Below are 14,705 nucleotides of genomic sequence, written 5' to 3'. Positions count from 1 at the left end.
CCTCCCCCGCAGACTATTCCTCGATTTTATTCAACGGCCGCATGGCCGGCCCTTCCAGGACATTCCCCTTATAGTCGAAGCGCGATCCGTGGCAAGGGCAATCCCATGACCGTTCACCGCCGTTCCAATTCAGCTCGCAGCCCATATGGGTACAAGTCGTATCGACCAGATGCAGCACGCCATCGGCATCCCGGTACGCCCCGGCCCGGCCGTCTTTCACTTGGACGACAGCCCCTTCATCCGGCCCCAGCCGCTCGGCCTCTTGGCTGACGGACTGGAACTTGCCCTTGATCAGCTGCGCCGCCACATTCACGTTCTCCTTGATCAGATTTCTCATGCCGGGATCGATCTTGAAGCGCGAGGGCGCAAACAGGTCGCTGTAAGCATTGGGCCGGCCTGTCAGCAAATCGTTCAGCAGCAGCGCGGCCGCCGTGCCGTTGGTCATTCCCCATTTCCGGAAGCCAGTCGCGACCCAAATATTCGTATGCTGGGAGGTCAGCATCCCGACGTAAGGCAGCTTGTCCAGCGTTTGCAGATCCTGCGCGGACCACCGATAAGGAATCGCTTCGATGCCGAGCGTTTCTCTTCCGAACTGCTCCAGATTCCGGTAATGCTCCTCCGTAGGGTCTCCCTGTCCTGTTTTATGCGAGTCGCCTCCGATCAACACCATAGGCTCACCATCGATCATAACCGATCGGAGCGAACGCTTGGGCCCATCGACGCTGAGGTACATGCCTCCGGGATAAGCGGCAGCCGGCTTCGCCGCGATAATGTACGAACGCTCCGGGTGGAGACGGGCAAAATACAGGCCGAGGCCGTCATGGAACGGAAAATGGGAGCAGGCGACGGCATGCCGGCATGTAATTCGTCTGCCGTCCGTCGTGTTGAGCACCGGACGCTCGCCTTCCTCCACCTTCCCGATAATCCGGGTCTGCCCGTATATCAAGCCGCCCGCATCCGTGATCCGGCCGATCAAGGCGTTCATATAAGCCGCAGGATGAAACTGCGCTTGACCGGCCAGCTTGAGCGCCTTCTCCACCCGGAGAGGGAGAGGAATTTCACCGGTCTTCTCCACGGGAATACCAAGCCTCCGGCAGGCTTCATATTCCTGATCCAGCAGCCTGGCTCCCTCCACAGTCTGCGCGTATAAGACGGCTTCCTCTTCAGCCCAGCCGCAGTCGATCCGAAGCTCGGCGACCGTCCGTTTTATAAATTGCAGCGCTTCCTCATTGGCCTGATAATAAAGCCTTGCCTGCGCAGAACCAAAATGCTCGGCAAGCTCATGATAGATGAGATCATGCTGCACGGTCACCTTGGCCGTCGTATGTCCCGTTGTGCCATGAACCGGGTCTCTCGCTTCCAGCAGGGCGACCCGATGCCCCTCCGCAGTCAGCAGATAAGCGAGCGTTACGCCGGTCATACCGGCGCCGACTATCGCATAATCCACTTCAATATCTTCCTGAAGCGGGGGAAAAGTCCGGGGCGGCTCCGAGTCAAGCCAATACGAGCGGGAGAACTGCGGAAGCGAATTCGCCGCTTGCGGAGAATGAAGATCCATATATGTTGACTCCTTTCATAAATCGGTCCAGCCTGCTAGGCCTTCCTTACATGCTTACCACTTTCGTTCCCTGCTAAACCAAGGAGGGAAGCTTGCCTGGACCGGGCGTTTCTCCCGAACCAGCCGGCAAGCCTCCCCTCTTGCCCAGCACGATCATTTGTTCGCATCTCCTCCTGCTCAAGCGGCATGCCAACAACCCCCGTTCCGCAAGAAACGGGGGTTGTGCTTTATTATGCCGCCAACGTTCCGTTAGGCCGCAGCAGACGTTTTACGCCCTGGCCTTACGATCGCTTTTACCTTTTCCCAGCCAAAAAGTCCAGCACTTCCTCCTTGCCGGGCAGCGCGCCAACCGCTCCCTTGCGGGTTGTCGTCAGGGCGGCGGCCGCATTGGCGAACTCCAGGATCGGCCGGATATCGACCTCCGTGATGCTGTCCGCGCCCAGTCCCCGGGCATGCAGCTGGTACAGCAGCGCGCCGATGAAGGAGTCGCCGGCGCCGGTCGTATCGGCCACCCGGATCGCATGTCCGGCAACCGCCACCTTGCCGCTTGACCGGTGCCAGAGAGCGCCCTCCGCCCCCTTCGTGTAGACGACGTGGCGTACGTTTCCGACAAATAACGAAGAGATCGCTTCCTCCTCATCCGCAAGTCCAGTGATGAACGCAAGCTCCTCGTCGCTGATCTTCACGATATGCGCTTCAGGCAGAAACTCCAAAATCGTCTTCCGGCAAGCTTCCGGACTGGTCCACAGCGGCAATCTTACATTCGGGTCAAAGCTGATAAGTCCGCCCGCTTCCCGGACCGCTGCGAGCGCCGCGCGATGCGCATATTTCACGGGAGCTTCGATCAGATCCACCGAGCAGAAGTGCAGGATATCCCCAGCTGCGAAGCGGATGTCCGCCGTTTCCTGCTCTGTGAGCAGCATATCGGCGCTCGGATTGCGATAGAAGGAGAAGTCGCGGTTGCCGTCGCTGCTTAAGCTGACAAAAGCCAGCCCCGTGCCCGCCTCTCGCGTCCGCCGCACATGACTCACATCCACCTGCAGCCGGGTCAGCGTCTCGACCAGAAAGTCGCCGAAAGCGTCCGAGCCGAGCTTTCCGATAAATCCGCTCCGCCCTCCGAGCTTCGCCACTGCGCAAGCTACGTTAAACGGCGCTCCACCGGCAGCCTTCTCGAACCCGTTAACCTCTTTCAGCGGCACTCCTTTCTCCGCAGGTATAAAATCAATCAATGCTTCTCCTATTGTATAGACGACGCCCATTCTCGTTTCCTCCCTGTATGTATTCCTTCGGTATGTATAGGCCATATGCCCAACATACCGGATACAAGCTCACAAGTAAAGACGAACATCTCCCCAAATCTTGGCTCCGGCGTATAGTTCCCAAGCTATCTATGAAAAAACCTTGCTATTGAATATAATAGAAATAATTCCCATTAGAGGATGTGAATGCATGAAGTGGTTCGAGGATTTTCGCAAAGAAATGACAGCGGTATTCGTACAAGCCGAGACGATCGTGGCCCGTTTCCCCCAGCCCTTCGATACGGCAGGCCAGCGCTATCTGGAGCAGTTCACGGTGTTGAAGGAAGCCAGCAGCAAAAATTATATATGCTACCTGCTGCCTTTCTGGTTAAGCGATGCGACCGGCCTGGAGCCTGCTCTTAACAAGAAGCTGGCGCTCGGCAGCGTCTTCGGCATGCTGTATTACTTCATTATGGACGACTTGATCGACTCTCCGAATCCGGAATGCAGGCAGAAGCTGCCGCTCGGTCATTTATTTCACTATGAATTTCTGAGTATTTTCCGCGAGCTTTTCCCTGCCCCGGACTGTCCGATCTGGAATTGCTACCGCGTCTATGATGCCCAGTGGGCGGAGGCGATGATCCGGGAGAAGGACAGTGTTTATATGCGCGATGTCCCTCTCACGCTGGCCCACAAGGCCGCGCCGGTCAAGCTGACAGGCATGGGAGCGCTGCTTTTGGCGAATCATGCCGACCTGCGCGAGGAGATGGAGCGGCAGGTCGACCAGATTCTGGTCCTGCTGCAGCTCGTCGACGACTGGTCCGACTGGCAGGAGGATTTGCTGGAAGGCAGCTATAATGCGCTTGTTGCGCTGGCAGCGGAGTCCTTGGGACCGGATCCTTCAGTCCCAAGTCCCGACATCATCCGCAAGCTGATCTATGACAGGGGATTGCTCGACCGCTATGTGCAAATGGCCGAGAAGCTGCTGCAGGACCAGCCCCAGTCCCGGCAACGGCTGACCCTTCCATATATGCAAGCCTTCGGGAAATTTCTGTTAAACGGCTTGTCGCAAGAGGCGGCGAAAATTCGAAAAGAGAAGCAGCTGCTAGAATCCGGAGGATTATTCTATTATCTATCAAAAAATTTGCAAAATAGCTAGATTTTTGTAGAATTACATGATATATTTTATTTGGGATAATTACCCAAATATCAATACAGGGGTGACTGTTATGATGACGCCAGAAGAGTTGAAGTACAAGATTATTCGGATGACTTGGGAAGACGAAGGATTTAAAGCAAGACTGTTAGCCGAACCCAAAGCTGCGATTAAAGAAACATTCGGCATCGAGATTCCGGAGGGCTTCAACGTTCAGGTTTTGGCGGAAACGGACACCCAATTTTATTTGGTTCTCCCCAAAGAGCCTTCCACTGTATTGGCGGGCGGAGTCAATGAGCCCAGAGCGGGCTGGTAAGCAGGAATTTGTAGAAGGAAGGGCGCCGAGCGTGCCCTTCTTTTTTTGAGGAGTAAAATCCTGAGGGGTACCCCTGACGTGATCGCAGGACAAGTTGGAACCCCCTATCCATTCTCCCGCGCACCAAAAGCATGGAGTCGTACGCGGAGATCTTCAAGGACCTGGCCGATGGCCAGGTGTTTTTTCGCTCGCAAGCTCACCTCGCGCCTGGCAAGCGCAAGACCCAAGAGCGGTCTCAAGCCGAATCCGCCAGCGCCGGGAAGGTAAGAACGACCTCGGTCCCTTTCCCCTTCTCGCTTTCAAAATGAATCGTTCCCTGCATCACTTCGATGATTCGGAAGGTCACCATCAAGCCGAGGCCGGTGCCCTTCGTTTTCGTGGAGAAATAAGGCTCGCCAAGCCGGGCCACCTCCGAGGCATCCATGCCTTCTCCGGTATCCCGGATGTGAATGCTTACGCGCTGATGCGCCTCATAAGCCCATATGTCGATTTTCCCGGGCTTCGGCATCGCCTCAATGCTGTTTTTGATCAGATTGATCAGCACCTGCTTGAACTTGGAGGAGTTGCCCCGGATGTAGAGATGTTGCGGAATAGTAAGCTCGACCTCGCTCCCGTTCAGCCGCGCCAGCGGGATGACGATCCCCTCGATCTGCTTGAGCTCATGCTGCACATGCAGGGTCGCGAAGTTATCCATCTGCGGCTTGGCGAACGTCAGGAAGTCGGTAATAATGTCCGCAGCCCGATCCAGCTCCGAGATCGCCAAATTCATAAACTCCTTTTCCTGCTCGGTTACCTTCTGGGACAACAGCTGCAGGAACCCCCTTGTCACCTGCAGAGGATTGCGGACCTCATGGGCGATCGAGGCGGCCAGCTCGCTGATTACCTCCAGCTTGTCCGAGCGCTGCAGCTGGTTATTGTACAGCTCCACTTCCTTGGAGTAATTGATGATCTGCTCATAATAGTCGGCAAGCCGCCGCCCCATGATGACGATCAGCGATATAACGAAGAAGCTGATCCCCCACCTCCACAGCATCAATTCATAATTGCCGGATGTCATATAAAAATTGGCCATATCGCCGATGACCGAGGAAGCCAGCAGCAAAGCCCCGAACGCGAAAATCCGGGCGTCCCGGTTTCCCTTGCGCGCATAGAACAGCGTGGACAAAGACAGCAGCAAAAACTGCACGGTCGCCATCAGACCGATGGCAGTTACGGAAATAAAATAATAGATGCCGAAATACACATCCGGATTCGACCGGTCTATAATGAGGAACACGCAAGCAAACAGCGAGTAGCCGACCTGGATGTACCGCCAGATGCGGATAGACGCCTTGTAGCCGGGGCCGATAATTTTCTCGAAAAAATACGTGACGGCAGGAAGTATGGCAAACAGCGCCAGATCGAAAAAGCAGGTCAGCAGATATCCGTATTTTTCGTAATGGACATGCGTGTAGGAAGAATAGGAAATGAACAAAATCCCCACCAGAAACACGATAGCCGTCAGCAGCAGCCAGGAGGAAGCCGCCTGAGTGCGCAGCAAGAACACCGAACAGCACAGCATCGTAATGGCAATAAATACGAAGGAGCTTCCGATGATGACGCTCTCGATATTCTCATCGAGCAGCTCGCGGAGCTGGCTATCCTCGCCGAAAAGAACGCCTTCGCTCAGCCCGATCTGTTTCTTGGGCGAATCCAGCCACATATACAGCGTCTGCCCCATGTCCTCCTGCTTGATCGGCAGCAGCACATTATTCGTATCGAAGGAATGATCGCGGATCGATTCGTACACCAGCTGATCTGCCAAATAAATGCGGATGCTCTGGGCATACAAGCGATTCATTAATATCATCGGGTGCCTCGCCTCAAAGGACGGAATCTGGAACTTCACCCATACGGACGATGAGGCGGCAGGCTCATGCGGCATACGCTGCTGAACCGACTCATGGACCCACTCGCCGGCTTCCTTGATGTGAGCGAGATCCAGGCTTGCCGAAGAAGCCTCTGCCGTCATAAGCCGCTGCCAAGCGGACAAGCAGGGCGCTTTGACCGAGTCATCCTGCAGCCGCAGCTGATTGAGGATGAAACCGACAGCCATGATCCCGAGAACGGTCATAATGAACATAATTCCTACCCGTCTACCCATAAAACACCCCTACAATTGAGATGTACAAAGGATTCGACAGCTTTCCGGCATTTCCCTTCAAATTTCTAGGAGATCAACTTAAATATCACCATTTACTATTTGTTACGAAAGTTTTCTTCAGAATCCGGGCGGTGTTCGAAGCCCCGCCTTGGCCCAAGCCCAAAAAAGCCGGAGAGATTCGCAGCGCCTGTGCCGCGGTCTCTCCAGCTTTTCCATATCCGATTAACCTTAAGCTCGTTGTTCCAGCCGCCCTCCTTTGCAGGCTCTTACCAGAACAACTCTCCATGCTCAAGCAGCATCGACAATCCCTCTGCGAAATAATAGTCGCCGTAGATGAGCGGAACGTCGATGTTTTTTCCTTCCGGGAAATGGCTCGTGCCGTGAGTGACAAGCCCTTCTTCGCTATCATTCTCCCAAGCGCCGTAATTCACGTAAAGCGAATGAAGGATGCGCTCGCCCGCCTGGCGGTACAGCGCCGCCTCCGCGCCGTGGACCTGGCGCGATAGCAGCAGCAGCCCGCAGGCGGCGCAGGCCCCGGCTGACGAATCGCGGTAAGCCGTTACCCCTTCCGGCAGACGGAAGTCCCAATGCGGCACATGATCCTCCGGCAGATTCGCCAGGAAAAAATGCGCAGCGCGCTTGGCCGCCTGCAGGTAGCTGTCATCGCCTGTGTGCTTGTAGCTCAGGCTCATGCCGTAGATGGCCCAGGCTGTGCCGCGGGACCAGGCCGATGCCGGGCCATAGCCTTGTCCGCCTTCGACGCGCAGCTGCTCTCCCGTTGCCGGGTCGAACACCACGATATGGTTGACCGAGCCGTCCGGCCGGATGAAATGCTCCAGCGCCGTATCCGCATGACGGACCGCGATATGCTTGTAGCGCGGGTCCCCCGACTCGCGGGTCGCCCAGTGCAGCAGGGGCAAATTCATCATGCAGTCGATAATAGCCCAGCCGGCGTTTTCTTCGCCTTCACGCCACGGGTTCCAGGCGCGGATATAATTGCCCTGTACGTTGAAGCGGGCGGCCAGCAGATTGGCGGCCAGCAAGGCACGCCGCCTCGAATCGGGCGCTTCTCCGGTGCCGAGCAGCCGGCAGCGCGCCACGCTGGTCAGCGTCCACATAAACCCGATGTCGTGATCCAGCTTGTAATAATCCGCGATCACCTGATCCAGCTGGCGCTCGCAGGATTCGGCCAGCTCGCGAAGCGCCTCGTCCTTCGTCGTGCGGTAGACGAGCCATAATAGCCCCGGCCAGAAGCCGGCCGTCCACCAGTAGGCCGGCTCCAGCTGGTATTCGCCGCCTACGCTTGCGTGCGGGAACCGGTCTCCGATCCGCTTGCTTGTCCTCGTAACCTTACTTGCCGTGTTCTCCCATGCTTCCTGGGCCCAGCCTGCTTGCAGTGTCATGCTCCCACTCCCTTATTCCATTGGTCAAGCTTGTACCGGTCGCTTGCTTATTGATTATGTTGAAGCCTTTTCCGTGAACGTGAAGACAAACTTCACTGTCTCGGCTCCGGCGGGATGCTCCAGCGTAAAGTCCAGGGCATAGCAGGGCATCCTGTTCCCGAAATGATCGGTATGCTCCAGCTCCCGGACCTTATAAGTCATCCGGCCGGCGTCGTACCGGATGCTCAGTCCCGCGCCGCCCCCGCCGTCGATCCGCACAAGTCCCGGACCTTGCTCCGCCGGCTTGAACCAGCTGATCAACCGTTCCGTAATTATGCCGGCTGGGGAAGAGAAGGAATAGATATCCGTAAGCTCCAGCGTCGGGATGGGCGCCGCTTTCGACCAGACAAACCGGCGCTCCAGCCGCGACAAGCCCTGATGGGCATACGCGGAGGCCAGCTCGACGGCGAATACCTCCCGCTCCTCCGCCGACGACCGCTCGACGAGCACCGCTTTGGCCGAAGCTCCGGCCTGCTGCCGCTGCCCGTCCACCTCCGGCACGGAATGTCCCTGAGCGCCGTTGCACAATATGTCGTACCTGCCGTCGCCGAAGTATTCCCGGGTGTACTGGCCGCAGCCGAGATCGGCCAGCAGCGAGGTGCCGTTTGCGGTAAGCATGAACTGGCCGATGTCGTTATGGTTATGCGGCTCTGCGTTATGTCCGCCCTTCGCGGCGAACACATAGCTGCCTGCGGCGGAGCGATGCCTGGACACGAGCCACTGGGCATCCGGCAGGTAATAAGAGGCGGCGGCCCATGGCTCGCCGGGCAGCTCCTCGCGGAACCAGAGCAGGTTCCGCAGCGCCGGGGCCCAGCGGCGGCAGTGATCGTCCGTGTATGCCGCTCTCAGGCTCAGCTCCGGCACGTCCATTTCGGGGTACAGCCCGTGCAGATAGTGGGTAAGTCCCAGGAAGACGCCGGCCTGAGGCAGCGAATCCGAGAAGTTGACGACCTGCCGGCCGTCCAGGAAGCATGTCTGCTGAAACATGGCGATTGAGCGCACCTTATCCGGCGCAAAGAGATCGATCTCCCCGCCAGTGCGTCGCTTGAGCAGATCGGCGAAGTAAACATAGAAGCCGAAGCCGTACTGCCAGTACAGATAACCTTCCGTACACGCGCCGTCGGGCTCGAAGCCTAGCAAATAATGATCGACCGCCCGCAGGCATCGCTCCAGCACGGCGGCCAGCTCCTCCCCGCCGGGCAGCGCGTACATCGCGGCGGCGCCGATAGATCCCGCGCATACGGCGGCCCAGTTATGCGTCTGCGTCTCCCACTTGTACGCCTCCCCGGTCAAAAAAGGCTCCAGCACGCGGCGGCGCACTTCCTCTTGAATCCTTCTGTGCAGCAGAGCGGGCAGCCGCTCCCCGGCAAGCGCCGCGACCTCGCACAGCGCGAATGCCGTCTCCGCCGCGAACAGATCGACGGTCAGCTGCCCCTCTTCCCGCCATGCCCGCACTGCCGTACCGTGACCGATGCGCAGCTCGGGGCTTCCCGGGGCCAGATGCGCGCTCAGGCACCAGGTATATTCGTTGCAGATCGACCATACGGCATCGGCCAGCGCCTCGGCATATCGCGGCTCTTCGTGCTCCAGCCAGCCCATCAGCCCGAACGCCGTAAGAGCGCCCCGGCGGCGGAAATACGTCCGGTCGTAGTCGCTGCGCGAGCCTTGCTCCTCGAATAAACGCAGCAGCGAATACGTCAGCTCCGGCAGCGGCTCCGCCAAGAGCCTGTCGGCCTCCTCGCGGATCTCGCGGATCAGCGGCGCGTGGGCGGCGGAGCCGAGCAGCCTGTTCCGGGCCTGCTCCGGCGACTCCTCCCCTAACAACAGCCGAGCCGCCGCCGCATCCATGCTCATGCCTCCCAGCTTGCTCAGGATCATATTCGCGTCCATAATCAATCCCACTCCTCCAAGATGAGTACGCCGTGCGCTTCCAGCTCCACCCTCTCGCCTGCGGTGAAAACGCGGCCCGTCAGCAGATCGCGGCAGCCGTCGCCCATGCTCACCCCCGCCGGGCGCGGGTTGTGATTCAGCGCAAATGTATAACGCTTCCCTGCCTTGTGCCGCTGCGTCAGCTCAACGCCGGCGTCCGCCGCCAGCGGCGCCTGGAGCCCTGCGTTATCGCAGAGCGTACGGACGAAATCGGCCAGGAACCGCTCGTCCGCGTCGGTCGCCACATAATAGGCCCGGCCTTGTCCGTAGCTGTTTTCCGTGAGCGCCGGCATTCCGGCATAAAAATCGTCGCCATACGCGGCAAGCGCCCTTGCTCCCTCCAGATGCAGCAGATCGCACAGCATGCCGCAGCCGTACTCGCCGGCGACGCTGCCGAACGGCTCGCTGACGACGATCCGGTTGCTCAGGTCGGGCGGCAGACTGTCGATCTCCTCTACCCAGATGCCGAGCAGCTGACGCAGCTCGCCGGGATAGCCGCCCAGCGTAACCAGATCGTTCTCGTTCACGATCCCGCTGAAGAACGTCGTGACGAATATCCCGCCCGCCTTCACAAACGCCTCGATGCGTTCGGCAACGCCCGGCTTCAGCATGTACAGAACCGGAGCGACCACGAGCTTATAGCCGGAGAAGTCGCTGAGCGGACTGATGACGTCGAGCCCTACGTTCAAGTCATAGAACGCCTTATAGTACTTCTGGGCCTGCGCGGCATAATCCAGATCGACGTTCGGTCCGCTCGTAATCTCGACAGCGTTCCACGTATCGATATCGAACAGCAAAGCCGCCTCATGCCGATGCCGCGAATCAATGAGCGTATCGCCCAGCTGCTGCAGCTCCGCGCCGAGCTGCGCGCATTCCCGGAATACGCGCGTGTTTCCGTGACCCGCATGCTCGATCACCGCGCCGTGATATTTCTCGCAAGCGCCGAACGAGCGGCGCAGCTGGAAGAACATCACCGTATCCGCTCCGCGCGCGATCGCCTGATAGCTCCAGAGCCGCATGATGCCGGGGCGCTTCAGCGAGTTGTAAGGCTGCCAGTTCTGCTGGCTCGGCGTCTGCTCCATCAGCATGAACGGCGCGCCCTGCTTCAGCCCGCGCATATAGTCGTGGCGCATGGCGACCTGGTTCATCGGCTCGTTCATCTGCGGGTAGCTGTCCCAGGAGACGATGTCCATCCGGTCCGCCCAGCGCTGCAGGTCCAGTCCGTTAAACAGCCCCCAAATATTCGTCGTCACCTTAAGCTCGGGCGTAGCTCGCTTGATAACGTCGTGCTCGGCCTGGTAGCAGGCCAAGATGGCATCGGACATAAAGCGCTTGTAATCAAGCGTCATGCTCTGGAAGCAGCGGTTGTCCCCGTTCAGATTCGTCGGCGGGACGATCTCGTCCCATTCGTAAACCGTATGGCCCCAGAAGCTCATATTCCAGCGCTTGTTCAGCTCCTCGATCGTGCCGTACCGCGCCTTCAGCCAGACGCGAAATTCTGCCGCGCACCGGTCGCAGTAGCAGTGCGGCCCGTATTCGTTGCCGACATGCCAGATCACGAGCGCCGGATGCCGGCCGTAGCGCTCGGCCAGCTTTCCGGCCAGCCGGACCGCATACTTGCGGTAACTTGGGGAAGTCGGGCAAAAGTTCACGCGGGAGCCATGCGTCCGCCGGCGCCCGTCGATATCGACCGGCAGCACATCCGGGTACCTGCGGGACATCCAGGCGGGCTGTGCTGCGGTAGAGGTGGCGAGGCAGACGTAGATGCCGTTGCCCGCCACCAGATCCATGATCCGGTCCAGCCAGCCGAAGGTGTACGTATCCTCCGCGGGCTGCAGCTTGGCCCAGCTGAACACGGGCAGCGTCACGACATTGATGCCGGCCTGGCGGAAGAGCCGCATATCCTCCTGCCAAATTTCTTCCGGCCATTGATCCGGGTTGTAATCGCCGCCATACCAAATGGCAGGTAACTTGGGATGTATCATTTAAAGTCCTCTCTTCCCGCCGCCGTACAAATAGAGAGAACCTGATAAGGGTTCTCTCTATGCGCTAAGCCGGTTTGCAATTTTTATTTTTTGCTGGAATCGATCAGCTTCTGAGCGCGGTCCTGCGTGTTTTTGATCATCGCGTCCAGGTTCTGCTTGTCGAGAATCAGCTTCTCATACTCTTCGTTGATGACCTTGTATACATCCGCTTGATAGGAAGTCGGAGGAACCAGCTTGGAAGCTCTCGCATTCTGAAGAACGGTGATCAGGGATTCCTTGTCGACTTTATCCGGGGACTTCGTACCGGCCAGAATCGTGTCGATGATTGCGCTCAAATCTTCATTTTTAACCTTTGTCCAGGATGGAACGTATTTGCCTTGAGCGATCGAACCGTCCGTGGTGAAGTAACGGATGAATTTGTAAGCCGCTTCCTTGTTCTTGGAGCTGGCCGCAACCGCCATGAAGTCAGTCGTAACCATCGAGTAGCCGCCTTGATCGGATGCCGCATTCTTAGGGAACGGCGCTACAGCGACGTTAAAGTTAAGCGGGAACTGCTCGGTGCCGCCCAGCTCGGAGTTCATCCAGCTGCCGATAACCACCATGCTCGCCGACTGGTTGAAGAACTGCGGACGATAGTGCAGCTTCTGCGAAATCATGTCCGTGTAAGGGGTCGAAGACTTGTCGACCTTCTCCATCTGGTAGCGCAGCTCGATCGACTTGCGGAACAGCGGATTGTCCAGGTTGGACGTTCCGTCCGTCTTCAGGTAGTCCGAGTTATCCGGTTGGTTGGCAAGCGCCAGACGAGTGAATTCCAGCCAGCCTCCGCCTTGCGGACCGTGGAAATAGGTGCCGTAACGTTTGGATGCGCCTTCACCCTTGGTCAGCTTTTTCGCGTACTCGGTGAACTGATCCCAGGTCCATTCCTTCGGAACCTCAAGACCGGCTTCCTTCAAATGATCCTTGTTGAGCATCACATACCAAGGATTGAATTTGCCTGGCAGCGCATAGTACTTGCCGTTCAATTGCGTGTCAACCTTGTATTCCTCGGTGACCTTATAGCCTTCCTTGTTGATGAACTCGTCAAGCGGAGCTACCATGCCGAGCGCTACGCGCTGTGCGTACATGCCCGCTTCGCTGAACATCATAACGTCCATCGCTTCGCCGGAAGCGGCAGCCAGGTCAAGCTTCTTCGCGTATTCCTGCGTGTCGCCCTTCTCGCTCAGATTGATGAGCTCCACCTTGATATCCGGGTATTTCGCTTCGAAGGACGAGATGACCTTCGTCCAGTTCTGCTGAGCTTCGCTGCCGAATGCGTGGAATTTCAAAGTAACCGGGCCTTTGGGCGCGCCGCTGTCGCCGCTCGTGCTTCCGCTTGCATTTCCGTTATCCGCATTGCCGCCGCAGCCTGCGATCAAGCTGATAGCCGCCACGCCCGCGATCGTCGAAATCCATCTCTTTTTCATAGTGCCCCTCCGTTATCTGGTTTTCACTGTGTCGACTTCTCTGACTTACACGCTCATTATAGCAACCAGTGAACATCCAGACATGACGCGATCTTGACCAGTATCGACGTTATTTTTACTTTCCGTTAACAGAATTATGCACTTGAAGCCAGCCGGAGGCAAGCCCCGTAAGCCCGGTATCCGCAAATAAAAACGGCAATAACCCCTGCCTGGGAGAAAAAAGGCAGGGGCATTCGGTTAACTGTATTAGAAGTAATCCGTCAAATAAGGCACTTGCTCGGGCAGGTACTGCTGCAGTCTGGCTATTTCATTTTCGCTGCCGCGAAGGCGTCCGATCCGGTGAAGCAGCAGGGCGGGCTTGTAGCCCATCAGCAGTGACGAAAGGGTCTGAATATCGCAGGCTATCACCTCTGGGCCGCCGTCTTCCCCGAGCTCGCTCCGTGCTGCCGCTCCCGCCGGAAGCTTGACGACCTCGTTGGCCCCCTGTATGCCCGGCCGAATCCGGAATGCTCCGTTATTCCATCCGGCCTGGGCATCCATAATCTGAAGGTAGAACGGAGCGGCGGGACTTCCGCCGCTCTCGCCGCCCGCAAAGGCATAACGGCGCAGAAACGACTCGACGTTGACGATGCGCGCCATGAAGTAGGGAACGATCTCCTGCTTGATCCGCGGTTCCTCCAGCAGGTAGGGAAGCGGGTCGCCGACCGGCGCATGATAGACCACTCGATCGATCATCGAATCATGGTTGGCAATAAACCGCCATATCCCGCGCCGCGCGTCCTCGGTCAAAGCCGCCAGCTCGTGTACCGTGAATACTTTCTCCTTGACTTCATAGAAAATATAGCCCTCGGGCTCGCCCGCCGGGTTGACGTACAGGTTTACGATTCCTTGCTTAGCCTGAAATATCCGTTTGCGCCACCATGCTTCCGTCCGCTTCAGCATGCCGTTGAAGCGCTGCGCATAGGCGGCATAGATCGGGTTCAGCTCCGCAGCGTCCGCTTCGATCCGGGCAACTCTGCTGCCCTCCCTTAGATCCGGCTTCGGGAGCCGCCCCGCCGGAAGCTCGTACCGGATATAATCGATGCTTGCTTCCCAGCCGTATTTCCGGTAAAACGCATAGGAAAACGGAGCCAGAAAGGAGAGGTCCTGACCTCTCTCCTTCATGGCTTGCAGCGCCCGGGACAGCAGCTTCCCGACCATGCCCTGGCGGCGGTACTCCGGCCATGTCGCCACCGAGGCTATCCCGCCCATGCCGTACGCCTTGCCGTGAATCCACGTCTCCAGCTCCAGCACGGTCAGCTTGGCCGCCAGACGGTCCTCGACGAAGTAACCCCAGGTTTGCTCCGCCCGCATGTCGGCCAGCATTCCTTCCCTCTTCTCAGGTGCGACTTTGCGCTGGAAGGCAAATTCCGATAACGCGAGACTTTCGCTTGCCTCTTCCGGCTTCAGCAATCTGATCTGGTCCGTCATGGGAA

10 protein-coding genes are annotated in these 14,705 nt (G+C 58.0%); 2 read left to right on the top strand and 8 right to left on the bottom strand.

Translation table 11 applies throughout. The features are described 5' to 3' along the window. Window positions 1-13: 13 nt before the first annotated feature. Window positions 14-1,558, bottom strand: coding sequence for an FAD-dependent oxidoreductase (locus BLR08_RS06860; RefSeq protein WP_072328424.1), 1,545 nt, complete (start codon window positions 1,556-1,558; stop codon window positions 14-16). A gap of 293 nt (window positions 1,559-1,851) precedes the next feature. Further along, entirely contained in the window at window positions 1,852-2,817 is a 966-nt protein-coding gene (locus BLR08_RS06855; protein WP_072328423.1) for a carbohydrate kinase family protein, read from the bottom strand. A 190-nt stretch (window positions 2,818-3,007) separates the two neighbouring features. On the opposite strand from BLR08_RS06855, the gene BLR08_RS06850 reads away from it, so the two are divergent. Both BLR08_RS06850 and BLR08_RS06845 read left to right on the top strand, forming a co-directional pair. Next, window positions 3,008-3,955, top strand: coding sequence for a hypothetical protein (locus BLR08_RS06850; protein ID WP_072328422.1), 948 nt, complete (start codon window positions 3,008-3,010; stop codon window positions 3,953-3,955). A 70-nt stretch (window positions 3,956-4,025) separates the two neighbouring features. Next, complete coding sequence (locus tag BLR08_RS06845) at window positions 4,026-4,268, top strand: NHLP leader peptide family RiPP precursor (RefSeq protein ID WP_176835446.1); 243 nt, start codon at window positions 4,026-4,028, stop codon at window positions 4,266-4,268. Window positions 4,269-4,503: 235 nt separating this feature from the next. Here BLR08_RS06845 and BLR08_RS06840 read toward each other — a convergent pair whose 3' ends face one another. The 6 genes from BLR08_RS06840 to eis form a co-directional block, all read right to left on the bottom strand. Further along, on the bottom strand, window positions 4,504-6,411 hold the full coding sequence (locus tag BLR08_RS06840) for a sensor histidine kinase (RefSeq protein WP_083536733.1): 1,908 nt from the start codon (window positions 6,409-6,411) through the stop codon (window positions 4,504-4,506). 266 nt (window positions 6,412-6,677) lie between these two features. Continuing rightward, on the bottom strand, window positions 6,678-7,814 hold the full coding sequence (locus BLR08_RS06835; protein ID WP_072328420.1) for a glycoside hydrolase family 88 protein: 1,137 nt from the start codon (window positions 7,812-7,814) through the stop codon (window positions 6,678-6,680). Window positions 7,815-7,868: 54 nt separating this feature from the next. After that, complete coding sequence (locus BLR08_RS06830) at window positions 7,869-9,743, bottom strand: heparinase II/III family protein (RefSeq protein ID WP_072328419.1); 1,875 nt, start codon at window positions 9,741-9,743, stop codon at window positions 7,869-7,871. 2 nt (window positions 9,744-9,745) lie between these two features. After that, complete coding sequence (locus BLR08_RS06825) at window positions 9,746-11,767, bottom strand: beta-galactosidase (protein ID WP_072328418.1); 2,022 nt, start codon at window positions 11,765-11,767, stop codon at window positions 9,746-9,748. Between the two features lie 83 nt (window positions 11,768-11,850). Then, window positions 11,851-13,230 (bottom strand): ABC transporter substrate-binding protein, encoded by a 1,380-nt coding sequence (locus BLR08_RS06820; protein WP_072328417.1) that lies wholly within the window; start codon window positions 13,228-13,230, stop codon window positions 11,851-11,853. A gap of 246 nt (window positions 13,231-13,476) precedes the next feature. Next, complete coding sequence (gene eis, locus BLR08_RS06815) at window positions 13,477-14,700, bottom strand: GNAT family N-acetyltransferase (protein WP_072328858.1); 1,224 nt, start codon at window positions 14,698-14,700, stop codon at window positions 13,477-13,479. Between the last annotated feature and the right edge of the window lie 5 nt (window positions 14,701-14,705).

The sequence above is a fragment of the Paenibacillus sp. cl123 genome (assembly GCF_900101595.1).
GTDB lineage: Bacteria > Bacillota > Bacilli > Paenibacillales > NBRC-103111 > Paenibacillus_G.
Note: the sequence above shows the minus strand (reverse complement) of the source record. Positions and strands in the feature narration are given on the sequence as shown.